The 25,076-nt window shown below is 66.0% G+C and carries 14 protein-coding genes; 7 read left to right on the plus strand and 7 right to left on the minus strand.

All coding sequences use genetic code 11. From position 1 onward, the window contains the following. Nucleotides 1-8: 8 nt before the first annotated feature. The 4 genes from M2282_RS08080 to M2282_RS08095 are packed head-to-tail and all read right to left on the minus strand — an operon-like array spanning nucleotide 9 to nucleotide 3,888. Nucleotides 9-626 (minus strand): TorD/DmsD family molecular chaperone, encoded by a 618-nt coding sequence (locus tag M2282_RS08080; protein ID WP_280808266.1) that lies wholly within the window; start codon nucleotides 624-626, stop codon nucleotides 9-11. Continuing rightward, the gene (locus tag M2282_RS08085; RefSeq protein WP_280808705.1) at nucleotides 623-2,701 is read right to left on the minus strand and encodes a 4Fe-4S dicluster domain-containing protein; all 2,079 of its coding nucleotides are present in this window, start codon (nucleotides 2,699-2,701) and stop codon (nucleotides 623-625) included. The genes M2282_RS08080 and M2282_RS08085 overlap by 4 nt, the downstream gene beginning before the upstream one ends. Continuing rightward, nucleotides 2,661-3,305, minus strand: coding sequence for a DUF3306 domain-containing protein (locus M2282_RS08090; RefSeq protein WP_280808267.1), 645 nt, complete (start codon nucleotides 3,303-3,305; stop codon nucleotides 2,661-2,663). Before M2282_RS08090 ends, M2282_RS08085 begins: the two co-directional genes overlap by 41 nt. Then, nucleotides 3,298-3,888 (minus strand): DUF3305 domain-containing protein, encoded by a 591-nt coding sequence (locus M2282_RS08095; protein ID WP_280808268.1) that lies wholly within the window; start codon nucleotides 3,886-3,888, stop codon nucleotides 3,298-3,300. The genes M2282_RS08090 and M2282_RS08095 overlap by 8 nt, the downstream gene beginning before the upstream one ends. Nucleotides 3,889-4,243: 355 nt before the next feature. Here M2282_RS08095 and M2282_RS08100 point away from each other — a divergent pair, with 355 nt between their 5' ends. From M2282_RS08100 to M2282_RS08110, 3 genes are read left to right on the plus strand one after another with little or no spacing between them, the layout of a single operon-like run. Further along, complete coding sequence (locus M2282_RS08100; protein ID WP_280808269.1) at nucleotides 4,244-6,037, plus strand: NADH-ubiquinone oxidoreductase-F iron-sulfur binding region domain-containing protein; 1,794 nt, start codon at nucleotides 4,244-4,246, stop codon at nucleotides 6,035-6,037. Continuing rightward, nucleotides 6,038-8,923 (plus strand): formate dehydrogenase subunit alpha, encoded by a 2,886-nt coding sequence (fdhF, locus tag M2282_RS08105; protein WP_280808270.1) that lies wholly within the window; start codon nucleotides 6,038-6,040, stop codon nucleotides 8,921-8,923. It begins immediately after the preceding gene. Next, nucleotides 8,920-9,825 carry a formate dehydrogenase accessory sulfurtransferase FdhD gene (locus M2282_RS08110; protein ID WP_280808271.1) on the plus strand — a complete coding sequence of 302 codons (906 nt, stop codon included), beginning with the start codon at nucleotides 8,920-8,922 and terminating at the stop codon, nucleotides 9,823-9,825. Before fdhF ends, M2282_RS08110 begins: the two co-directional genes overlap by 4 nt. On the opposite strand, the gene M2282_RS08115 is transcribed toward M2282_RS08110, so the two are convergent. Continuing rightward, nucleotides 9,826-10,650, minus strand: a complete 825-nt coding sequence (locus tag M2282_RS08115; protein ID WP_280808272.1) for a winged helix-turn-helix transcriptional regulator — start codon at nucleotides 10,648-10,650, stop codon at nucleotides 9,826-9,828. A gap of 626 nt (nucleotides 10,651-11,276) precedes the next feature. Between M2282_RS08115 and M2282_RS08120 the strand changes: the two genes are divergently transcribed. Both M2282_RS08120 and M2282_RS08125 read left to right on the plus strand, forming a co-directional pair. Continuing rightward, on the plus strand, nucleotides 11,277-12,854 hold the full coding sequence (locus tag M2282_RS08120) for a Crp/Fnr family transcriptional regulator (protein WP_280808273.1): 1,578 nt from the start codon (nucleotides 11,277-11,279) through the stop codon (nucleotides 12,852-12,854). Nucleotides 12,855-12,960: 106 nt separating this feature from the next. After that, nucleotides 12,961-13,725: a winged helix-turn-helix domain-containing protein gene (locus M2282_RS08125; protein ID WP_280808274.1), complete on the plus strand. Its 765-nt coding sequence runs from the start codon at nucleotides 12,961-12,963 to the stop codon at nucleotides 13,723-13,725. 10 nt (nucleotides 13,726-13,735) lie between these two features. Here the strand turns inward: M2282_RS08125 and M2282_RS08130 are convergent, their stop codons facing one another. Both M2282_RS08130 and M2282_RS08135 read right to left on the minus strand, forming a co-directional pair. Further along, nucleotides 13,736-16,075 carry a CHASE2 domain-containing protein gene (locus M2282_RS08130; RefSeq protein WP_280808275.1) on the minus strand — a complete coding sequence of 780 codons (2,340 nt, stop codon included), beginning with the start codon at nucleotides 16,073-16,075 and terminating at the stop codon, nucleotides 13,736-13,738. Between the two features lie 214 nt (nucleotides 16,076-16,289). Continuing rightward, nucleotides 16,290-17,024, minus strand: coding sequence for a response regulator transcription factor (locus M2282_RS08135; RefSeq protein ID WP_280808276.1), 735 nt, complete (start codon nucleotides 17,022-17,024; stop codon nucleotides 16,290-16,292). Between the two features lie 440 nt (nucleotides 17,025-17,464). Here M2282_RS08135 and M2282_RS08140 point away from each other — a divergent pair, with 440 nt between their 5' ends. Together M2282_RS08140 and M2282_RS08145 are read left to right on the plus strand one after the other, a co-directional pair. Beyond that, entirely contained in the window at nucleotides 17,465-24,613 is a 7,149-nt protein-coding gene (locus tag M2282_RS08140; protein ID WP_280808277.1) for an ESPR-type extended signal peptide-containing protein, read from the plus strand. A 37-nt stretch (nucleotides 24,614-24,650) separates the two neighbouring features. Continuing rightward, a complete protein-coding gene (locus M2282_RS08145) occupies nucleotides 24,651-25,070 on the plus strand; it encodes an outer membrane protein assembly factor BamE (RefSeq protein ID WP_280808278.1) in 420 nt (139 codons plus the stop codon). The last annotated feature ends 6 nt before the right edge of the window (nucleotides 25,071-25,076 follow it).

Here is a 25,076-nt window from a genome sequence, read left to right on the forward strand (position 1 = left end):
TCCCCCCATCACGCCAGCATGTCGAAAGCCTGGGCCTCGACCTCGCCGAACGCGCGCGTGAACACCGCGAGCGCCGCATAGAACCGGGCCTTCGGATGCTGGGCGACGGCGTCGCACAGCGCGGGCAGAAAGGGCTGGATGTGCTTCGAGAAGATGGCCTGTTGCTGTGTGAGATTGGCAACCGCCACGTCTTCGCCGGCGATCAGGTAGCGCATCACTTCGAACAGGCAGGCGATGTGGTCTTCGGTCTCGTAGGTGGCCTCGGTGCGCGCGAGGCCCAGCCGGTCGAGGTCGTTGCGCAGCTGCACCAGCGGCTTGTCGTTGAGAAAGCCGCTCAGGTAGTGCGAGCCGAAGAGAAGGATCTCGGGCTTGCCGATGCCGCCGAAGAGCATGTCGTATTCGTCGTGCGCGGCGGCCACGTCGGTCTCGCGCGCGATGCCGACCAGCTGGCGCCACGGCTCCTCGAGAAAGCCACCCGCGGCCGGCGCCTCGGTGGGGGCCACCTGGAAGGCCTCCAGCAGGTCGGCATCGGGCGTCGCATACCAGAGGCGCGCCAGCAGGCCGTAGAGCTCGGCGCGCGCCACTTCCTCGTCGAGCGCGGAAGACGCCGGAAAAGTCTCGTTCATAGCGGGGCGATCTTCACTTCGTTGGTGGCGCTGTAGAGATCGATGACCCGGCAGTCGCTGCACATCTTGAGGCGCTCCAGTGCTTCGCCCTGGAACATCGCATGCCCGGCCAGCTTGCCGAGCATGGCCTCGATGGCCTTCTGCGTGCCGAAGGGCTTGCTGCAGCGGATGCACGCCCAGGGCTTGGCCTCGTTGAGAAGCACCTGCTGCTTGCGCTCGGGCGAAGCCAGCAGGCGCGGCACGAGCGAGACGGCGCCCTCGGGGCAGGTCGTCTCGCACAGGCCGCATTGAACGCAGTTCTTCTCGATGAAGCGAAGCTGCGGCGCGGTCTGGCTGTCCAGGAGCGCGCCCGCCGGGCAGGCGCTGACGCAGGCCAGGCACAGCGTGCACTTGTCCTTGTCGACCGAGATGGCGCCGAAGGGCGAGCCCGCGGGCAGCGCCAAGGCCAGCGGTGCGTCGGCCGGCGTCTGCAGGGCGGGCGCTGCACCCATCAGGTGATCGAGCGCCATCTCGAGCCTGTCGCGCTTGAGGGCGCCGATTGCGAAACGGGCCGGGGTGGCAGGCAGGCGCTGCGTGGTGCTGCGCAAGCCGGCGAGTGCGGCATCGAGCGCGACCGCCGAATCGGCCTCGATCACATGGAAGTGCGTCCCGGTGTAGCCCAGGCCCAGCAACAGCGCCTGTGCGATCTCCATCTGCTTCCTGAGCGCCGCGAGGTACTGCGGCGCCTCTTCGCCGGTGCAGAGCACCGCCACCTGCGAGGCGCCGAATGAAATCGCGCTGAGCCACAGGTCGATGCCGGTGCTCGCCGCGTGAAAGAGGTCCACCGGAATCACCCGCGCCGGCACGCCCTGCGCCTTGCCCAGCTGCGCCTGCCGCCCGAGCTGCTCGACCAGCGCCTGGCCGCCCTCCTGGCTGTTCAGGAGCAGGGCGGCGTCGCGCCCGCCCGCTGCGGCATAGGTGGTGAGCAGCTTGCGCAGCTTGAGCCCCTGGTCGGGTGCGCGCGGGTAGGTGTAGCCCAGCGCGCCCGTCGGGCACACCGTGGTGCAGGCGCCGCAGCCGACGCACAGGTTCGGGTTGACCACGATGCGCTGGCGCTGCTTGTCGCTGCTCACGGCATGGGCAGAGCACACCTCGACGCAGGCATTGCAGCCAACCACCTCGTTGCGGCTGTGCGCGCAGAGGCTCTGCTTGTAGTCGAAGAACTTGGGCTTCTCGAATTCGCCGACCAGCTCGCGCATGCGCAGCAGGGTCTGCAGTCCCTCGGCATGCGCAATGCCGCCCGGCAGATGGAAGTAGCCCTGCGGCGGTGCGTGCCAGTCGATCAGCGGCGCGGTGCCCAGATCGAGCACCAGGTCGAAGGCCGCGTCGAGCACCTGAGGCGCGCGCGCGAAATCGATCGCCCCGGCCACGCTGCAGGCGCGCTCGCAATCGCGGTGCGAGGTGCAGCGGGCGTTGTCGATCTGGTAGTCCAGCCCGATCGCCTGCTCGGGGCAGGCAACGACGCAGGCATTGCAGCGCGTGCACAGGTCGAGGTCGATCGCGTTGTCGCGCGTCCATTGAAGCGTGAAGGCGCCGAGCCAGCCCTTGAGCGAATCGATGCGGCCCGCAATCACCGGCCAGCGGCGTTCCTGCGCGCCGCCGAGCGTGCCGGGGCCCTGCGCCATGAGCGTGACGTCGAGCGTGTCGCCGACCAGCGCCGCGGCATGCTCGGCCTGGTCGAGCGTGCCGACGATCAGCAGCCGGCCCTGGCTCGTGTAGCTCACGGTCGAGACGGGGTCGGGCTCCGGCAGGCTGGCCGCGGCCAGGAGCGCGGCGATCTTTGGCATCGCGCTCTTCGCGTCGCGGCTCCAGCCACCGGTCTCGCGGATGTTGATGAAGCGGATCGGCGAGGTCGCGCCGGGCGTCTGCGTGGCGAGTTCGCCGAACAGCCGCTTTTCCTGCGTGCAGGCGACCACCACCTCGTCGCCGGACTGGATGGCGCGCTGGAAGGAGGCCGCCTCGCGGCGGCACAGCGACGAATGCAGGGGAAGGGTTTCAGCCAGTGCCGCGCCGAGCGTCTTCGGCTCGAGCGGCATCGTCTGGTTGCAGTCGCAGATCAGCGTGGTGGTCATCGGTCTCTTGGCTGGCTGGTTGCGCATCGGCAACTGGCGGGCTGGGAAGCTTCCCGGAATCCATGGACTGTGCCATGTCCTCCGCCCCCACGGCTTTGGGGGTTTCAGGGGGAAGGTCTTCGGGCTCTTCGTCGAAGAGCTTCAGGAACTTGGCGCTCGCCATCTGGCGCAGCACGCTGTCGGGCAATGGCGTGGATTTGGAATAGTCGTCGACGTAGGTGTCGAGGCCGTCCATCACATTGAAATGCGGATCGGAGAACAGCTTGCGAAAGGCCGCGTTCTTGACCTCGGGCGCAACCTCCCTGGCGAGAAAGGGCTTGTAGTCCGATTCGATGCCCAGCTCGGCCACATCCGCGAGCGTCAGTGGCGGGGCGCTCTCCTGCGCGTTCCGCTCGTCCTGCGCGTCGAGGGCCGCCGGGGGCGACGTGGCCTGCGGCACCGGAGCAGGCGCCGCCGCCTGCGCCGGAACGGGCACCGGTTCGGGCGCGGCCTTCGCTTCGACGGTTGCGTCGGCCGCGCGCACCTCCTGCTTGCGCCGCGACCAGCGTCCGAGAAAACCCTCAGGCATCTCCGGCTCCCCGTCCGCGCTTCTTCTCGGTCGTCACGCTCGCGGCGTTGCCGAACCGGTCGACCAGCGGCCGGAAGCTCTCGGGCCGGCGGCGGCGCTTGGGCTCGATCACGTAGTGCTCGTCCACGAAGGCGCGCACCCAGTCGATCACCTCCGAAGGCGCCGGGACCTGTTCGACGGTTTCCTGTGCATCGAGCCAGCGTCCGGCCTCGTAGTAGCTCAGCGTCACCACGACCGGGCGCGGGATCGGCTCCGCTGCGAGCGTTGCTTCCTCGTCCATGCGCCAGAGCACGAACCAGCACGGCGCCGGCGTGGTCGCGTTGAGGTGATAGCCCTCGGCTTCGTCGCGGAACAGCTCGACCTTGAAGCCGGGATGAAGCCAGCGCTGCTCGCCCGCGTCGTCATGCAGCAAGCGCGGTTCGGTGCCGAAACCGGGCTCGTCGGGCATCACGCCGTCGAGCGTCCAGCGCCAGGGCTGCCAGTGGCTGGACGGGCCGTGCAGGCGCTCGCGGCGCATGACGACCGCCACGTCGAGCGTCGGGCGGACGGTGGAGGCGATCGCAGGAATTTCCGAAGAGGGCATGGGCGGACGATGGCTGGAGTATCCCTGCCGTCGCGGATGTACAACCGCCGGCTTGTCGATACGCGACAAGAATACATGGGGTAGCATGCCGCGCAAATAAGGAGTCGCACTGGCAAACGCCCGGAGACTGCTCCACAGCGCCGCGAACCTCGGGTATCGCCTGATCGCCGTGCTGCAATAAGTTGACCACGATCAATGACCTGGCCCCCGGCCCCCTTCAGCATGCCTCGACCGGGTGGCCAGGCAGGACTTGCCTGTACCCGGCACGCAGAAGGCGCTGCCGTCGGCGCCCTGTTGATCCCACCATTCGTTTGCCCTACCGATTGCTGCGAGGCCTGATCGCTTCGCCGATGCCATGACCATAGCCACGCGCTCACCCGAACCCGAACCCGTGCGACTCGCCACCCTGGACGAGCTTCGCAGCCGCATTCGCCGAAAGGGCAAGCTGAAGGGGCGCCAACCCGACCATGTGGCGCTCGAAGAAGTCCGGGCGCTGCTCGGGGCCGGCCCGCACCGAAGGGATCTGCTGATCGAGAATCTGCACCGCCTGAATGACGCGTGGCAATGCCTGCACGACCGGCATCTGGTGGCGCTCGCACGGGAAATGAACCTGCCGATGGCGGAGGTCTTCGAAGTGGCGACCTTCTATCACCACTTCGAAGTGCTTCGGGGCGACGAGCAACCCGCCGCACTGACGGTGCGCGTGTGCGACGGGCTCTCATGCGAGCTGGCCGGCGCCCGCGATCTTCTGCAGCGCCTGCCGGCCTTGCTCGGCGCCGATGTGCGTGTTGTCGCGGCACCGTGCGTCGGGCGCTGCGAGCAGGCGCCGGTGGCCGTGGTCGGCCAGGCCCCTGTGGTCAGGGCCACGACGGCTGAAGTCAAGGCGGCGGTCGACCAGGGCGCGAAGGCGCATCGGCTGCCTGCCGACGACGGCGCATTCGATGCCGCAGCGGCGGGGCCGGCGTCCATCACATCTTCTCCCGACGAGACCTCGCCTGCCTATGTCGGCTACCAGGCCTACAGGGCGCGCGGCGGCTACAGGCTCGCGGCCGACGTGGCTTCAGGCACCACGCCGGCCGACGATGTATTGAAGACGATGACCGATTCCGGCCTGCGCGGCCTCGGCGGCGCAGGATTTCCCGCGGGACGCAAGTGGGGCATCGTGCGCCAGCAGATGGCGCCGCGCCTCATGGCGGTCAACATCGATGAAGGTGAGCCCGGCACCTTCAAGGATCGAACGTACCTGGAACGCGACCCCCATCGATTTTTCGAAGGGCTGCTGGTTGCCGCCGCAGTGGTCGGCATCGACGCCTGCTACGTCTATCTGCGCGACGAGTACCACGGCTGCCGCGCGATCCTCGAGCGTGAGCTCGCGTTGCTGCAGGCGAATCCGCCTTTTGCGTTGCCGCGCATCGAGCTGCGGCGCGGCGCGGGTGCCTACATCTGCGGGGAAGAGTCCGCGATGATCGAGAGCATCGAAGGCAAGCGAGGCGAGCCGCGCATGCGCCCGCCCTACATCGCGCAGGTCGGACTGTTCGGCCGGCCCACGCTGGAGCACAACTTCGAGACCCTCTACTGGGTGCGCGACATCGTCGAGCGCGGCGCGGCATGGTTCAGCGACTTCGGCCGCAACGGGCGCCATGGCCTGCGATCGTTCAGCGTGAGCGGCCGTGTGCGCGAACCCGGCGTCAAGCTGGCGCCGGCGGGCATCACCTTGCAGGAACTGGTGGACGAGTTCTGCGGCGGGATGTTGCCGGGCCACGAGCTGTATGCCTACCTCCCCGGCGGTGCCTCGGGCGGGATTCTCCCGGCCCGCATGAGCGACATCCCGCTCGACTTCGACACCTTGCAGCCGCACGGTTGCTTCATTGGCTCGGCGGCCGTCATCGTGCTGAGCCAGCACGACCGCGCCCGCGACGCCGCACTGAACATGATGCATTTCTTCGAGCACGAGAGCTGCGGCCAGTGCACGCCATGCCGTGTCGGCACCGGCAAGGCGGCCCAGTTGATGGCACAGCCGCATTGGGACCACGCCACGCTGGAGGACCTGAACCAGGTGATGATCGATGCGTCGATCTGCGGCCTCGGCCAGGCGGCACCGAACCCGGTGCGCTGCGTCCAGAAATACTTCCCCCACGAGGTGCTTTGAATGAATGCACGCGAAGGAACCCTCCTGACGGCCGCCGTTGTCGAGTTCGAACTCGACGGCAAGCCGGTCCTGGCCTATGAAGGCGAGACGATCCTGCAGGTCGCCGACCGGCACGGCGTCGAGATACCGCGCCTGTGCTACACGCCCGGCTACCGCGCCGACGGCAACTGCCGCTCCTGCGTGGTCGAGATCGATGGCGAGCGCACCCTGGCACCGAGTTGCTGCCGCGCACCCGCCGCCGGCATGAAGGTGCACGCCACGAGCGAACGCGCCGTCAAGAGCCAGAAGATGGTGCTCGAGATGCTGCTGTCGGACATGCCTCAGAAGGGGCACAAGTGGATCGGCAACGACGAGGCGCTGCAGCATGGCGAGCTGAGCGAGTGGGCATCGCGCATGGACGTGCAGGTTCGTCCGGCGCTCGCGGCCATCGGCCGCACGCAACCTGCGCCCGACCTCTCGCATCCGGCCATGGCCGTCAACCTCGACGCCTGCATCCAGTGCAACCGCTGCGTGCGCGCCTGCCGCGAGGAGCAGGTCAACGACGTGATCGGCTATGCCTTCCGCGGAAGCGACAGCGCCATCGTGTTCGACCTGCAGGACGACATGGGCGAGAGCACCTGCGTCGCGTGCGGCGAATGCGTGCAGGCCTGCCCGACCGGCGCCCTGATGCCCAAGAGCCACATCGGCGCGCAGGAGGTCGATCGCAAGGTCGACTCGGTGTGCCCGTTCTGCGGCGTCGGCTGCCTGCTGACCTACAACGTGAAGGACGAAGTCATCGTCAGCGTCGATGGCCGTGACGGCCCGGCCAATCACAACCGCCTGTGCGTCAAGGGGCGCTTCGGCTTCGACTACGCGCATCACCCGCAGCGGCTGACGAGGCCGCTGATCCGCAGGGCCGGCGTGCCCAAGGACCCCGACGCCATCGGCGACCCGGCCGACTGGAGCCAGGTGTTCCGCGAGGCGACCTGGGAAGAGGCGCTGGATCTCGCGGGCGGCAAGTTCAAGGCCTTGCGCGACACGCACGGCCTCAAGGCGCTGGCGGGCTTCGGCTCGGCCAAGGGAAGCAACGAGGAGGCCTATCTGTTCCAGAAGCTGGTGCGCACCGGCTTCGGCAGCAACAACGTCGATCACTGCACCCGCCTGTGCCACGCCTCCAGCGTCGCCGCGCTGCTCGAAGGCGTGGGTTCCGGCGCGGTGAGCAACCAGGTCAGCGACGTCGAGCATGCGGGACTGATCCTGGTGATCGGCTCGAACCCGACGGCCAACCACCCGGTCGCCGCTACCTGGATGAAGAACGCCGCCAAGCGCGGCACGAAGATCGTGCTCGCCGATCCGCGCATCACCGACATCGGCCGGCACGCCTGGCGCACCCTGCAGTTCCGCGCCGACACGGACGTCGCCTTGCTCAATGCGCTGATCCACACGGTGATCGACGAAGGGCTGGTCGATACCGATTTCCTGACGCGCCGGGCGAGCAACTACGAAGCGCTGAAGGCCAATGTGCAGGGCTACTCGGCCGAAGCCATGGCGCCGATCTGCGGCATTCCGGCCGAGACCATCCGCGAGGTCGCACGCGAGTTCGCGACGAGCAAGGGCTCGATGATCCTGTGGGGCATGGGCATCAGCCAGCATGTGCACGGCACCGACAACGCGCGCTGCCTGATCGCGCTGGTCAGCGTCACCGGGCAGATCGGCAAGCCCGGCAGCGGCCTGCATCCCTTGCGCGGACAGAACAACGTGCAGGGCGCCAGCGATGCGGGCCTCATTCCCATGATGCTGCCGAACTACCAGCGCGTGGACGACCCGGGTGTGAACGCATGGTTCGAGAATTTCTGGGGCGCGCCGCTGGACGACAAGCCCGGGTACACCGTCGTGGAGATCATGCACAAGGCGCTCGCGCCGGACAGCGATCCGCACAAGATCCGCGGCATGTACATCATGGGCGAGAACCCGGCGATGAGCGATCCCGACCTGAACCACGCCCGCCAAGCGCTGACCTCGCTGGACCACCTGGTCGTGCAGGACATCTTCATGACCGAGACCGCGTGGTACGCCGACGTCGTGCTGCCGGCGAGCGCATGGCCGGAGAAGACCGGGACCGTCACGAACACCGACCGCATGATCCAGATGGGGCGCCGCGCGCTGAACCCGCCGGGCGATGCGAAGCCCGACCTGTGGATCATTCAGCAGATCGCCCGGCGCATGGGCCTCTCGTGGGACTACCCGGGCCCGGAAAGCGGCGTTGCGGCGGTCTATGAAGAAATGCGCCAGGCGATGCACGCGGTCATCGAGGGCGTCACCTGGGACCGCATCGAACGCGAGCAGAGCGTGACCTACCCTTGCCTGTCCGAAGACGATCCGGGCCAGCCCACCGTGTTCATCGACACGTTCGCGACCAAGGACGGCCGCGTCAAGCTGGTGCCGGCGGACATCATTCCTGCCGACGAGCGGCCCGACGCGGCCTACCCCTTCGTATTGATCACCGGGCGCCAGCTGGAGCACTGGCACACCGGCAGCATGACGCGGCGCGCCAGCGTGCTGGATGCGATCGAGCCGGTTGCCACCGCATCGATGAATGGCGGCGATCTGCGCAAGCTGGGTGTAGAGGCGGGCGATGTGATCACCGTCAAGTCGCGCCGCGGCGAAGTTGCGTTGAGCGTGCGACGCGATGACGGCACGCCGACTGGTGCGGTGTTCATTCCGTTCGCTTATTACGAAGCGGCGGCGAACCTGCTGACGAACGCGGCGCTCGATCCCTTTGGCAAGATCCCCGAGTTCAAGTACTGCGCCGTGGCCGTCACGCCAGGCGGGACACCGGCGCAGATGACGGGCTACGGCCGGGAGAGCATCGGGGTGCAGCCGGTGGAGGCGCAGGATTTCGCATGATCCCACTCGAAGACGAAGAGCCGTTGGCGTTCGATGCGGTGCAGTTGCCCCGGTGTGCCGATGCGCCTCGCCTGACGCAGGCGCGCGGCCCGCTGTTGCGCCGTATCGGAATCGTCGACCAGCACGGGGAGCGCCGCGACATCGACATCCCGGCGGAACGGCCGCTGACCGTCTTCCTCGACAAGCGGGAGCTTGTGACGCTGATGACCTTGGGCGCCTCGCCGGAGCTGCTGGTGCTGGGCTATCTGCTCAACCAGAACCTGATCGGGCGCGCCGGCGAAGTCGAGAGCATCGATGTCGACTGGAGCGTGGATGCGGCGGCCGTGAAGACGCATCGCGGCGTTGCCGACCTCGTGGAGAAAACCGCGCACCGGGTCGTGACCACAGGTTGCGGCCAAGGCACAGTCTTCGGCGACGCGATGGCTCAGATCGACGCCATTCGGCTGCCGACGGCACAAGCCGCGCGCATCGGCCAGGGCACCCTGCTGCGCATCCTGGAATCGATGCGGTCCCGCGACAGCGTGCACCGGCAGGCTGGATCGGTGCACGGTTGCGCGCTGTTCCACGGGACCGAGATGCTGGTGTTCGCGGAGGATGTCGGACGGCACAACGCCATCGACACCATCGCCGGGTGGATGGCGGTGCATGGCATCGGCGGCGGCGACAAGGTCTTCTACACGACCGGGCGCCTGACGAGCGAGATGGTGATGAAGTCTGCCCACATGGGCGTGCCGATCATCGCCTCGCGCAATGGCGTCACCGCGATGGGACACGAACTCGCCGGGAAGCTCGGCATGACGTTGTTCGGGCGTGCTGCCAACCGTCACTTTCTTTGCTACTGCGGGTTCGAGCGCTTCGATGCCGAGCCGCTGCCGCACCTGCCGGCGCTTGTGTCGGACTGATCAGCGTCCGTAGCTCGAGGCTCGTTCTTCTGCCCCTCCGGTGCCGAAGCTTCGGAGCATTTGAGCAGCGTCTTCGGTGGTTTGCCCTGCATGTGGCACCACCTCATTGAGTGCGTAGCCACGCCCGTAGACCGATCGCAGGAAGAATCCGCTGCCGGAGTCCAGATCCAGTTTTCTGCGGACATTGGAAACACAGACATCGAGTCTCCTGGATTTGGAGGAGTCGAACGATCCGCCCCAGAACTCCGTGTAGAGCCGTTCGCGTGTCACCAGAAAATTCGTGTGCCGGAAAAATTCGAGGGCGAGCTCGAATTCCAGTGGCTTCAGCGCGACCCTTCGCTCGTTGATCCATACAGTCCGCCTTCCCTTGTCGAACCGGTAGGGTCCCCAGGTCAGGTCGTCGCCGCTGAGCGGGAACAACGTTTTCCGCTGCATCAGCAGCTGGAATCGCCACTCGATTTCGCGATCGCTGCAGGACAGCGGCACCACGTCGACGCGACCGGAATTCAGGAGCGACTTGTCGATGTCGGAAAGGATGCCAACGCTGTCCTCGAGCGCGACAAGCAGCAACGGCGCTCGCGACAGGCCAAGCATGGTTTTCAGCTGAACCTGCAGCGAGCCGGCTTGAAGCACAACCATCATCCATTCGAACTCCCGGCCGGCGCGCAACGCTGCGATCAGATCTTCCGATGATTCGAACACCAGGGAGGCGTGCCCCAACCTGTCCAGCCGTTGGCGCAAGGCATTGCGCCGCAGGTCATCGTCGTCGACTACTGCGGTAAGAAATGGGCGGCCCGCGCTTCCGGGATGTTGTTGAGTGCTCATGAAGAGTGCTTTTCGTTCTTGGATTGCCGCGCAATTCGGTGGTGAGGCGGGACTGAAAATGATGGGCTGCGTGCTCGCATCCGGTGCGGAAAATTCATCTTGTGCCGTACCTGGTTTTTCAGGTCAAGGTGTTTCCGGGCTTGGGACTGTTTGCCGGAAATCCCCGTTTCTCGGCGCACAAAGAAGTTATTTAACTTAACCAAAATGCAAGCCCTCCGAGGTACAGCAAGCAAGGCAAGGTCAGGGTCGCTGCGCTTGGCTTGCCGTCTATGTGTTGTTGTCCGCCACACCGATCGGGGAGGAGAATTTACATTTGCAGCTCCAAAGGGAAATCTTTGAAATGTAGAAAAAGCGACTTTCTGAGAGAAGGTTTATCGTCGAACGTGAACTTTTACGTTTGGTGCTTAAAATGTGTGCAATTCGTCGCAGGTTGCACTGTCAGTACTGCAATCTGGTTGCATCGATCGTGAACCAGGCCGCCAGCCTCCCGGCACCGGCGAGACAGGCTTGCATGCATGGGAAGCGATAGGTCCCCCATGCGGATCGCCACCGCCCTCTGAATCTGTTTTGGAAATTGTTGATGCGCCGGACCCATTGCGGTCCCGCGCTTGCTATAGGAGAGCCATATGGCAAAGGTCGACCCGCGTTTGACCCACAGAGCGTTGATGGAAAGCACGCTGCGAAAGATGCCTTGTTTTGCCGATTGGCCATCCGTTGCATTGAGTCGACTCCTGGCCTCTTGCAGGCTCTGCTGGCATGAGCGCGGCGAAGTGCTGCCGACGAAATCCCGGACCGATGAGCCAGAGATTCTCCTGATCGTGTCCGGCCATGTCATGCACGTCGAGTGCACCATCGAAAGCGCCCGGATGAGCTGGGGGTTGGGAGGGCCGCTCCATATGCTCGGCTTTTTCTACATGCTCGATCTTTGTGGCCGCGTCTTCGAATACGTTGCGAATGACGAGGTGGTTGCCATCCACATCCCCGGCCGTCTTCTGTTCGAGCTGCTGGATGAGGACCCGGTGCGATGGAAGGGCATGTGCCGCATGCTGCTGGAGCAGGACCGCACGCAGAACGACATGGTGGTCGGCCAGATCGTCGGCTCGTTGGCGCGGAGGCTTGCCTGCACCATCGAGCAGCTCGCCGTGCTCTACGGCACCCGCGGAACGGAAAAAGACACCACGCATCTTCGCCTGACTCAACAAAGCCTTGCGGACATCCTGCAAGTCAGTCGCCAATCCGTGAGCAGGCAGCTCTCGGCCTGGGACGCTCTGGGCGTGATCAAGATCAAATACAACGAGATATCGATCCTGGACCCAGCAGGGCTGAGGAATATTCTCGAGACCTCCTGTGCCGTCGGAAAAGCGAATTCCCGCAGAGGTGGATCTCGCCAACCCATCGCCGATCCGGCCTGCGTGGAAGCCATATTGCGAGCGACATCGGCTTTTTCGTCCTGGCCGGCCACTGCGATGAGCAAGCTTCTTTCGCATTCATGCACAGGACGCCATCCGCCCGGGCATGTCTTCTCGAGCGAGCTGCGCGGTCCTCCCGAAATCTTGTTGATCGTCTCCGGTGAAGCAATGGTTGCCCGCGTTTCTCCGCAAGGCGAGCGCTTCGTCGTGATGCTGCTGGGGCCGGGTTCCATCCTGGGCATGAACCAGGTCTTTGGCAGGGCAGACCGTGCCGCCAATGAGTTCACCGCGCACAGCGAGGTCGTTGCGATTCACATGCCAACTCTCCTGCTCTTCGAGTTGCTCGATGCGGAGCCGATTCTCTGGAAGGCGATGATGCAGACAGTCGTGGAGCAGAACGCCGGCCACGGCGAAACGCTGCGCAATCAGATCGAGGGTGGCTTGCGGCGGCGTATCGCTGCCACGATCGAGCGCCTGGCGGCGCTCCACGGAACCCGCATCGCAAGAGGACGTGAGGTTCGCCTGCAGTTGTCGCAGTCCGATCTCGCGACGATGCTGGGAGCCAACAGGCAGACGATCAACAAGGAACTCAAGGCGCTGTCGGACGCCGGGGCAGTTTGCCTCGAGTACAACGCGTTGACGGTGCTGAACCCCGAGGCATTGAGGCGCATGGCAAAGGCTAAACCGATACCGGCGGTGCGCCTTTCGGAACCTGCGAGCGCTTGCGATGAACAGACTCCACCCAAAGCTGGTTCGCGGGCGGCCAGGCCGCTCGCCGCCGACCTGTCGAATTAGCGACGGTCCCGGCATCGCTCCCCCGGGGATGGGGTGATCCCGCTGCAATTCTCAGAAATTGTCAAAAGGGTGGACGCGGGTTTTCCTCATGGCTTGAATACAACCGATGACGGAGCAAAAGAATCTGCTCATCGCGTTGTACGACGCCGATGACCTGCGCAGCGCCGCGCTGAAAAGCAAGCTGGGTTCGATGGGGCACCAGACCATCGTCTTCACCCGCATCACCAACCTGCCGAACATTCTCAAAAGAGGGCGGCGGCGCTTCGACCTGTTGCTGGCGCCTCTGCAGGAGGGGCTGGTCGAAAGACTGCTCTCCCTGGGCCAAGAGGCGTCCGATATGCCGACGCTCCTTCTCGTCGATCCGGCGCAGTGGGGGCATCCGCTGTTTCGCGGTAATGACCTGGTCTGGTGCGATGTCGTCGACTTCGACATTGCGCGAACGCAAAACGAAGAGCTGGCCTGGCGGATGCGCGCGCTGCTTGCGCGAAGGGGCAAGGCGGCGCTGGCGCGGGCGGCGCAGAACGCGAATCTGGCTTGGGGCGACTACCGCTTCCTTGAACGCCATCGCATCGTGCTGCATCGGGATCGCGAGATCTTTCTGCAGCCGCGCCAGTTCGACTTTGCGTTGGAGCTGTTCCGCAACATGGGGCGCGTGGTGACCAGGGACTGGCTCTGGAGCGCGCTATGGAGGGCCACGTTGCTGCGAGGGGATTCGCGTGTGTTCGATGTCTGTGCGGCCAACGTGCGCAGGAAGCTCGAGCTGTGCGCCGAGAACGGCTTCGTCTTGAAGGCCGTCTATGGGCAGGGCTATCTGCTTTCGGAGTGCGTTCCCCTGCCCGGCACGATCCGCCGAACGGTTCCTGCCGGGTGAACCCCGCGCGTCAGTCCTGCAGACTCCGCGCCGGGGCGAGGGTCGTCCGCGGCAGGACGAGCCTGAACGAGCAGCCGTGTCCCGGCGCACTCTCCAGAATGATCTTGCCGCCGTGCCGGGAGGCCACCGTCTTCACGAAAGCCAGACCGAGACCGGCACCGTCGGTCCGAACGCTCGAGGAGGTTCGCGAGAAGGGCTCGAAGACCTCCGCCTGCCTTTCCCGCGCGATCCCCGGGCCCTGGTCCTGCACAAGAATGGCCCAATCGCCCCCATGCACCTCGACCGCGCAGGTGATCGTCGAATGCGAAGGCGCGTGCTTGAGCGCATTGCCCAGGAGGTTGCCGATGGCGCGGGAGACCAGGTCGCGGTCCACGCGGCTGAGCGGTTCTTGCGAGCTGCGGAACATCGTGACCTTGATCTGCTTGCGTTCGCAGGCCTCCCACGCATCGTCGATGCATTCGAGCAGCAATTCCGACAGGTCGCAGGGCTCGAAGCGATAGCGCTGCGACTGGGCCCGCATCAGCTGGATGAAGCCGTCCGACAACGACAGCGCCTTTCGTGCGTGGCGCTCGATCCGTTCCTCGAGCTGCACCTGCGTCATGGCTTCGGGGCTGTGCTTCCTGAGCGTCAACAGCGTGAGGATGGCCGTCTGAGGCGCGCGAATGTCGTGGCTCAGGAAGTGCAGGGCGCTGTCGCGCTGGCGCTGGATCTGATGCAGCTCGGTGACATCGACAAGGCTCAGGATCCAGCCTGTGTGCTGTCCCTTGGCGCTGAGCGAAGGCACGCGCCGGACCAGCAGGTCGTGCGCATGTTCATCCCGGGCCGACACCACGCTCGCGGCAGGAGGACCGGTCAGCGCATTGGATGTGATCACAGGTCGCTGGTCGCCGGGCGAGTGGATGCGGCGCATGAGTGCAACGGCCGATGCATTGCTCAGCGCCGTGCCGGCGGTGGCGTTGAAGTAGCGCGCCGCCGCGGCATTGGCCAGGCGGATGCGGCCGTGTCGATCGCACACCAGCGTCACGTCGGGCAGGTTGTCCAGGCTGTCGCTGACGAACTGATGCAGATCGTGCAGGTGCTCGGTGGCCTTGATCAACGCCTTGATCCGGCGATCGAGAAAATCGCCCGACGGGTGCTTGTCGTCCGTGGGCGTTTGTGCCAGGTCGACGTTCGCACGCAAGTGCCTGGACGCGTCGATGAGGTAGCGCGTTGCGGAATTCAACTGGCTCCAGCTCCAGAGCGCATAGGTGACGCCCAGTCCCAGCACTCCCGCGGCGGGGGCGAACTGCAGTTGAAACAGCACATTGCCCAACACGGTTGCGAGCGGCAGGAGCAGCGCCAACGCACCGGTCAGAAGCAACGCCGCCAGCGGCTCGAGGAAAGCCATGCCGACCAGCGCCAGCAGCACGGCCGAGAGGCTCAAGGCCATGTTGAGCCACGCCGGCGCAGGCGACAGGTCGTGGCGGCGCAGCAGGCTGTCCAGCACGTTGGCGTTGATCTCGACCCCCGGCATCAGATTGCCTTTCGCCGAGACGGGCGTCGCGTACAGGTTGCCGAGTGCCGGTGCCGTGGTCCCCACCAGCACATACTTTCCGCGGAAGGTGCCCGGTGGAACGGAGTCGGTGAGCACGTCGATGTAGGAGATCCGCCGAAAGCGTCCGGGCGGCCCCGCGAAGGGCACGATCATCCGGTGCGAGCGCCGCCAGTCGACCCACCGGCCCGACGGCGGCGTGTGGGGAAGCTCCTCTGCCTCCAGACGTCCGGGCGGCATTTTTTCGAACTCGTGGTGCGGATTGACGACCTTGAGCATGGCCAGGCTGAAGTGATCGAATTCGAATCCCGCCAGGCCTTCATGCAGGTACACGTCGCGCGACACGCCGTCCTCGTCCACCGGCAACCGGTCGAGGCCGACCCTTGCCGCCGCTTGTGCGAGACAGCCGATGGGCTCGATGGTCAACGGGTTGCCGCCGTCGCTTTGCAGCATCGCGGTCAGGACCACCTTGCCGCTGCGCTCGAGCGCATTCGCCAAGACCTTGTTGTCCCCCGGCTCTTGCGCATCCGGGTCCGTCAGCAGGATGTCCAGTCCTATCGCAAGCGGCGCGTCCTGCATGACGCGGTCGATCAGCCGCGCGTGAGCCGTCTTGCGCCAGGGCCAGGGACCGAGCGCCTCGAGGCTCTTGTCGTCAATCTCGACGATGACGACCTGGCTGTCGTGCGCCTGGCGCAACTCTCGGCCCTGCAACGCGATCAATGCGTCCTGCAGAAAGCGATTGGATTGCCGCAGCGTGTACGAATCGTCCAGGCCGACGACCACCGCGAGCGCGGCTGCCACGAGCATGAGCCACGACATGCAGCGCGCGCGCCCGCTTCTTCCGGATGCGCGCACGAACCTGCCCGCGGGTTGTCCTGCAGCAGCCTGGGGCCCATCGTCGGCCTCGCGAGGCAGTATCGACATCGGGCCTGCGACCGTGTCCTCGACCTTCAACTTCTTTCGCGACAGAGACAAGAGCGGGAGATGGCCACAGTTCTCATTGCGCCATGAACGAGGAATGGATGGAAAAAGATCAGAGCTCGCAGGACATGTTGTTCGCGTCCGGCCTCTGGTTGCCGACGGCCTCGAAGCGATAGCCCTGCCCGTAGATCGCGGAGAGCCGATACCCGTTTTCCGGCCGCAGGCCCAACACCGTCCTGACGCGGGAAACATGGGTGTCGAGCGAGCGCGACATCAATTCGGTGCCTGCCGGGTTGTTGGTCTTCCACATGCTCTCGAGCATGTGCCCGCGCGATATCAGGCGACCCATGTTGCGGAACAGAAAGAGCGCGAGATCGAACTCCTTGCGCGTCAACGGCATGACCTTGCCGTCGATCTCGAGTTTGCTCATGGCAGGTATGAACCGGTAGCGCCCCCAGATTTCGTCTTCGGTCTGGGGCTTGCCATACGAACGGCGCAGCAGCGCCTGCACACGTGCGGTCAACTCGCCCACCCGGACGGGCTTGCTCATGAAGTCGTCCGCGCCGGCGTTCAGCCCTTCCACGATGTCGCGCTCTTCCCGCCGGTTGGTCACGAAGAGGATGGGAACGTATTCCTTCACATTGCTCCGCACCCACCGCACGACCTCCGGCCCGGAGATGCCCGGAAGCTCCCAGTCGAGCACCAGCAGATCGAAGGACTCGCGGCGCAACTCGTTCAGCAGGGCGGCACCGTCGGTGAACGTGTGGCAATGATGGTTCATCGCCTTGAGCGTGATCTTGGTGAGATCGAGTTGACCTACATCGTCATCAAGAGCAGCAATTCGCATGGATCCCGGGTGGTTTGTTGGCGTGCGATGCGCGGTTCGCGCAGGGGATGCAGCAGGGCTGCGTGAGTTTAGTTAATAACCACTTCCGGAATGATTCCGAAATCTCAAAAATTGTCAGATCGATGCATGCCCCGGCCGAACGTATGAATTTGCATTCGATTTTCCCGGCCGGCACGTTGCCGTTCAGCCTCTGTTCATATGCGTGTTCCAGCCCCATTCCCGTGCGTACATGCGAGAAGAATTTCGTAATTCTTGTGTGCAATTTCTCAACAATTGTCAGATCGATGGACGCAAGTTAACCCCCTCTCTACTGTCCGGCCGACGAGTCTTTGGTGTGTTACGCAGAGTTGCCGTTAATTACAGAAAGCACCGACTCGAGCGGCAGTTGAGTGCTGGGCAGAGGAGGGCTTGCCCAGCTCCGTCATTCACGAGGAGAGGGTATGAACAAGTCTTATCGGTCGCTATGGAACGAGCGGCTCGGTGCCTGGGTTGCGGTGGCGGAATTCACCAGCGCCCGCGGCAAGCGCAGCGGGAGCTCGGTGGCCGCGGCGCCCGGAAGCGCTGCCACGTTGCAACCGCCGGGACGATTGCGCGCGGGGGTCATGACCGCGCTGGTGGCCATGGGCGGGATGGCATGGTCTTCCTTCGCTCAGGCGCAGACAGTGAACTGCAACGCGGCGCCGTACAACTTCTATAACGGCAGCGTCTCGTGCATGGGCTTTCTGGCTACCGCCACAGGGCCCGGCGCCACTGCGCTGGGCTACAACGCCCGAGCCGATCTCGACGGCGGGCTCGCAGTCGGGTTCAACGCCCACAGTGCCGCGCAGAACGCCATCTCCATCGGCTCCAACGCCGTTGCAACGACGCAGTACTCGGTGGCCATTGGCTTGAACGCGCTGGCCACAGGTGCCGGCGGCGCCATGGCGCTGGGCCAAGGCGCGTTGGCAAGCAACATCAATGCGGTCGCGCTCGGCGTGCAGGCCTTCGCTACCGGCGCCGGCGACAGCGCGTTGGGCACCTTCGCCAATGCGTCGGGAGGCAACTCCACGGCACTCGGTGTCAGTTCCCTGGCCAGCGGCGGTTTTGCGTTCGCCGGAGGCTGGGCATCCCAGGCGACCGGGACGCGCGCCGTCGCGATAGGAAACCAGGCAAGGGCAACCAACGACGCAGCCGCCGCCTTCGGGAACGGCGCTCTGGCGCAAGGGAACAGTTCGCTGGCGCTCGGACCGCAGGCCATCGCCTTGGGCGACAGCACGGTGGCCGTCGGCCAGGGTGCTGGTGCGGGCTCGACGACCGCCAACACGGGTTCGATCGCTGTGGGTGTTGCCGCAGGAGCGCTGGTGAGCGGCGCGCAGAACACCGCCATGGGAGGAGGCATCGCGAGCGCGATGCGGGGCGCCGGTTCGGGCGTCACGGGAACGCGCAACGTCGCCTTCGGCACAGGCGACGGCACGGTGGCCTACGATGCCAACCTGGATGCTGCGGCAGGCAGCCTGGTGAGCGGCAACGACAACATCGCCATCGGCACCAACGCAGGCATCGGCGTCGCAAGCAATGCGACGACATCGATCGGCTTGAACGCGAATGCGAGCGTGGGCAACGCGATCGCCATCGGTTCCAGGGCACGCGCTTCCGCACTGGATACCGTCGCGCAGGGCAGCAGCGCCAACGCGGGCGGCCAGAATGCCATCGCGATCGGCTTCCAGTCGATCGCCTCCCAGATAAATTCCATCAATCTCGGCGCGCGCACGGCTGCAAAAGCGGGCGCCACGGCACAGGGCGCCATCGCCGTCGGCACGGACGTGGAGGCGTCCCAGGATCGCGCCGTCGCAATGGGCGTCGCAACGCGCGCTGCCGGCACCGACGCATTGGCGTTCGGTACCCGGGCCAACGCCCTTTCGGCCAATGCCATCGCCATAGGCGTCAACTCCAACGCGTCGCTCGGCCAGACGATCGCGATCGGTGCCGGCAGCATCGCCAGTGGCGGAACAGCGGGCAACCAGAGCGTGGCCCTGGGCACGGGCGCTCAAGCGATCGCAAACGGAGCGGGCGGTTCTCCCCTCGCACTCGGCAGCAATGCGCGAGCGATCGGCACGGCGGGTACACCGTTGCCTGGCTTTCCGGCATACACGTTCTTTGAAGCCGTTGCCGTCGGCAACAACACGCAGGCCACTGGCCAGGGCAGCACGGTGCTGGGCATCTCGAGCACCGCCTCCGGAAACGGCGCTTCGGCCATCGGCGTCGGCGCAAAGGCCAGCGGCAATAGCAGCATCGCTTTCGGCACGTTGGCGAATGCCAACTCTTCCGAGGCCGTTGCGGTTGGCGCCAACGCCAATGCCACGGGCGGCAAATCTGTGTCCATTGGCTCCGGGAACACTGCCTACGGCAATGGTGCTGTAGCCATCGGCGACCCGAGCTTTGCCAGCGGCACGGGTGCGTACGTGGGCGGCGCGGACAACATCGCCAACAGCGACGGCACGGCAACGGCAACGGCCGCCAACCAGGCCAACGGCGCGGTCGCGATCGGTAATGGCAACAACGCCATCGGCCAAGGCAGCGTGGCATTGGGCAACGGCTCCACGGCCGGCGCCGCCGGCATCGCGGGCAATGTGGCGATCGGCAACGGTGCCAAGGCGACCGCGAGAGCAGGCGACGTCGCACTGGGTTCGGGTTCGGTCACCGCTGTGCCCAACCCGACGTCGAGCGTGACGATCGGCGGAACCACCTACAACTTCCAGGGCACGACGCCGGCCAGCGTGGTGAGCGTGGGTGCTCCCGGTGCCGAGCGGCAGATCACGAACGTGGCGGCGGGCCGCATCAGCGCGGCCAGCACGGATGCAATCAATGGCTCGCAGCTCTACGCGACCAACCAGGCGGTGCAAGCCATCGCGGCCAGCACGCCCACCCACTACTACAGCGTGAACGATGGCGGCGCGCAGCAGGGGAACTACACCAACAACGGCGCGACCGGGGCGAACGCCCTGGCGGCTGGCGCCAATGCCAGCGCAGCGGGCGCCAACAGCGTCGCCGTGGGCGCTAGCGCGGTAACAAGCGTCGGGACCAACCAGGTCGCTGTGGGTGCAAACGCCAATTCAACCGGCCAGGGCGCAATCACCCTCGGTCCCAATGCAACCGCAAACGGAACGAACGCCACTGCGGTAGGGAGCAGCTTGAGCGCAGCGACAGGCGACTATTCGTCAGTCTTCGGTTCCAACGCCATTGCCAACGGGGACACCGCTACCGCGATAGGCCGCTTGTCTAGAGCCTCGGGGACGAACACCCTCGCAATCGGGACGCAGGCCAACGCGAGCGCGACGCAGTCGCTGGCGGTCGGTAATGGGACGAATGCCTCGGCCAGCCAATCCGTCGCGATGGGCGTCGGGGCGAACGCCGCTGGCGTCAGCGGTTCGACCGCCATCGGCGCGGGTGCGAACGCCCTCGCAACCAACAGCGTGGCTGTCGGCGTTTTCTCCAGGGCGCTCGGCGAGACCTCCACAGCCATCGGCCCTGGCGCCAATGCTGCGGCGGAAAAATCCGTGGCGGTCGGGCAGGGTTCGAAGGCGCTTGCCGCTTCGGCTGTGGCAATGGGCAATGCGGCCACGGCGAGCGGCGCGAACGCCACTGCCGTGGGCGCACTTGCCAATGCGACCGGTGCCGCCACCCTTGCCTTCGGATCGGGCGCCTCCGCTTCGGGCGCCGTCGACGGCGCAACCCTGCGGGTGAGTTCGACGGCCATCGGCACGAATGCCAACGCCTACGGCTCCGGGGGCATTGCCATCGGCGATACCGCCGCGGCCGCGGTCCGGAGTGTCGCCCTCGGCTACCAGGCGAATGCGGCAGCGGCGGGGGGAAGCTCGATTGCCATCGGCACGCAGTCCACTGCCGTCAGCACCGGCGACGTTGCCATCGGCCTGGGTGCGCTTGCGAATACGAACAGCAGCGGCGTGGGCTCCGCCACGGCCGTCGGCGATGGCGCGACAGCCATCAACGCCGGCGCCACGGCCCTGGGCGAATCCGCGATCGCCAACGCCCAGAATTCCACCGCGCTGGGTAAATTCGCCAGCGTCGGCAATGCCGGCGCCACCTTCGCCACCGCCGTGGGCTATGGCGCCACCGCCAGTGCGACAAGCGCCACAGCCGTGGGCGAAGATGCCCAGGCGCTCGCCAGCAGGGCCATTGCCATGGGCAGCCTTTCCGCGGCATCGGCAGCGGATGCGATTGCGATCGGCACCAATTCCGTCGCCGACTCCGCCGAGGCCGTTGCCATCGGCACGGGTGCGGTCGCCACCGGCGGCCACGCGGTGTCCATCGGTTCGGGCAACGTTGCCAACGGGAACGGCGCAGTTGCCATCGGCGACCCCAACACGTCAACGGGCAATGGTGCAAGCACCTCGGGCCTGGACAACACGGCCACGGGCGACGGCGCGGTTGCGCTGGGCAATACCAACAAGGCCGGCGGAGGCGGCCAGGCCGTCAGCACGCCCGGCACGGCGGCGCAAGGCGCGGTGGGCATCGGTTTCCAGAACACGGCGACAGGCCAAGGGGCCGTGGCTCTGGGCAACAACAACAACGCGCAAGGGCAAGGCTCGGTGGCCCTGGGCAATGCTTCTTCGGTGGCTGCCGCCGGAGGTATCGCGCTGGGCGACACGGCCAGCGCGAAGGCGGGCAATGCGTTGGCGTTGGGATCGAACGCGGTGGCCAACAATGCGCGCGACGTGGCGCTGGGCTCCGGGTCTGTCACGGCAGCGGCGGTGGGCACGCCCAGCGCGGTGCTCGGCGGCATCATCTACACCTATGCCGGCATCGCGCCGACGAGCACCGTGAGCGTGGGATCGGTGGGCAACGAGCGCACCGTCACCAACGTGGCGGCCGGCCGCGTGAGCAGCACCAGCACCGATGCGATCAACGGCAGCCAGCTGGCAGCGGCCTACACGGCAGTGGAGAGCCTGTCGACCTCGACGTCCACGGGCCTGAGCACGGCCACGAGCAGCATCGGCAGCCTGTCCACGACATTGAGTTCGTCCACGAGCGGTCTTGCGAGCCTGTCGAGTGCGTTGAGCACGACGGACAGCAGCCTGGGCAGCTTGTCGACCTCGACCTCGACGGGGCTGAGCACAGCGACCAGTGGCATTTCCAGTTTGTCGACATCGACATCCACCGGTCTGAGCACCGCGACGAGCGGCATCGCGAGTCTGTCCACTGGCTTGAGCACGACGGACAGCACCGTGGCGAGTCTGTCGACGTCGACGTCGACCGGACTGAGCACAGTCACGAGCAGCGTCGGCAGCCTCTCGACTTCCACTTCGACGGGCATCAGCAGCCTGTCCACTGGTCTGAGCACTGCGACAAGCGGCATCGCGAGCCTGTCCACTGGCTTGAGTACGACGGACAGCACCGTGACCAGCCTGTCGACTTCGACATCGACCGGTCTGAGCACAGCAACGAGCGGCATCAGCAGCTTGTCGACGGGCTTGAGCACGACAGACAGCACCGTGGCCAGCCTGTCGACTTCCACCTCGACGGGCATCAGCAGCCTGTCTACCGGCCTGAGCACGGCAACCAGCGGCATCGTGAGCCTGTCCACTGGCCTGAGCACAACGGACAGCACCGTGGCCAGCCTGTCGACATCGACATCGACCGGCCTGAGCACAGTCACTAGCAGCGTCGGCAGCCTCTCGACTTCCACTTCGACGGGCATCAGCAGCCTGTCCACCGGCCTGAGCACCGCGACAAGCGGCATCGCGAGTCTGTCCACTGGCTTGAGCACGACGGACAGCACCGTGGCGAGTCTGTCGACTTCGACGTCAACCGGTCTGAGCACTGCAACGAGCAGCATCGGCAGTCTCTCCACGGGACTGAGCACGGCGACCAGCAGCATCGGCAGCTTGTCCACCGGGCTGAGCACGACAGACAGCAACCTCGCCAGCTTGTCGACGTCGACTTCCACGGGACTGAGCACTGCGACCAGCAGCATCGGCAGCCTCTCGACCTCGACCTCGACAGGCATCAGCAGCCTGTCCACGGGCCTGAGCACGGTCACCAGCAGCGTCGACAGCCTCTCGACCTCCACCTCGACGGGTATCAGCAGCCTGTCCACCGGACTGAGCACCGCGACAAGCGGCATCTCTAGCCTGTCGACCGGCTTGAGCACTGCAACGAGCAGCATCGGCAGCCTCTCCACGGGCCTGAGCACGGTCACGAGCAGCGTCGACAGCCTTTCGACTTCCACCTCGACGGGCATCAGCAGCCTGTCGACCGGCTTGAGCACGGCGACCAGCAGCATCGGCAGCTTGTCCACCGGCCTGAGCACCGCCACCAGCAGCATCGGCAGCCTGTCCACCGGCCTGAGCACCGTCACCAGCAGCGTGGACAGCCTGTCGACGGGCATGAGCACGGCAACCAGCAGCGTCTCGAGCCTTTCCACGGGCCTGAGCACCACCGACAGCAATCTCGCGAGCCTCTCGACTTCGACCTCCACCGGGTTGAGCACGGCAACCAGCAGCATCGGCAGCCTGTCGACGGGCATGGTCAGCCTGTCCACCGGACTGAGCACTGTCACCAGCGGCGTGGGAAGCCTGTCGACCTCGTTGAACATCACGAACAACAACGTCACCAGCCTGAGCACGTCGGTCGACAACATCTACAACAACGGCACCAAGTACTTCCACGCCCGCTCGACGGCGGCGGACTCCGTGGCCAGCGGGGCGGAAGCCGTGGCGATCGGTCCGCAGTCGGTGGCCAGCGGCGACAACTCCTTCGCTGCCGGCAACGGTGCGCAGGCCACGGCCAATGGCGCGGTGGCCGTGGGCTTCGGTGCCCAGGCCACGGGCGGCGATGGCATCGCGATCGGCACCAACGCCCGCGCAACGGGTAGCGGCACCGCCATCGGCTTCGGCGCGGTGGTGCAGCAAGCCGGCGGCGTGGCACTGGGTTCGGGCTCGGTGGCGTCCACGGCAGCGGGCGTGCAGGGCTACGTGCCAGGCACCGCGACTGCGCAGCAGGCGGCAGCGATCCGGGCGACCACCAGCACGCAGGCTGCGGTGTCCGTGGGCGATGCGGCCAACGGCCAGTTCCGCCAGATCACCGGCGTGGCAGCGGGTACGGCCGACAGCGATGCGACCAACGTGGCGCAACTGCGGGCCGCTTCTGGTGCGGTCGCGGCGGGCAGCGTGCAGTACGCGACCAACGCGGACGGCTCGGTCAACTACGGCCAAGTCAACCTGGGCAACGGGCAGGCGCCGAACGGCACACGCGTCTCGAACGTGGCGCCGGGCATCGCGCCGACGGACGCCGTCAACCTGGGCCAATTGACGGCCGTGCAGGGCCAGCTGCAAGGCCAGCTCGCCAGCACGCAGCGCATTGCCTACTCCGGCGTGGCGATGGCCACGGCCATGAGCTCGATGCCGCAGGTGATGACGCCGGGCAAGACGCTGCTGTCGGTCGGCGTGGGCAACTACTCGGGCTACAACGCGCTGGCCATCGGCTTCTCGTCGCGCTCGGACAACGGCAAGTGGGTCTACAAGGTCAACGGCGGCTACAGCGGCACCAAGTTCAACATCGGCGTGGGGGTGGGATATGAATTCGAATAACCGGCTGGCGTGCGAGCGGAACCTGAAGGAGTCTTTCATGGCATTCGCAGGGCAACGCGCATCCCGGATCTGCATCGCCGCGATCGGTGTCGCGGCGCTTGCGGCCCTGCAGGGCTGCACCTCCTATGTGAGCAAGGGCATCACCGACGACGGCAAGGCCGAAGAGCTCGTGTGGCCTGCCGAGCGCAATGCGCGGCAACCGGAGGGAAGCTTTCCGAACCGCGACAACCTGCGTGCAGTGCGCCCGGGCGACACCAAGAACCAGCTCTACGAATTGCTGGGCCGCCCGCACTTCGAGGAAGGAATGTTCGCGGTGCGCGAGTGGGACTACATCTTCAGGTTCCGTTCGGGCGGGGACGAGGTCGCCACCTGCCGCTACAAGGTGATCTTCGACAGGGACTACAAGGCGCAGAGCTTCCATTGGCTGCCCGCTGCCTGCGCCGGCCAGGCTTCGTGATCGACG

Origin of the sequence: Variovorax boronicumulans (assembly GCF_029892485.1) — a bacterium.
Lineage (GTDB): Bacteria > Pseudomonadota > Gammaproteobacteria > Burkholderiales > Burkholderiaceae_C > Variovorax > Variovorax boronicumulans_B.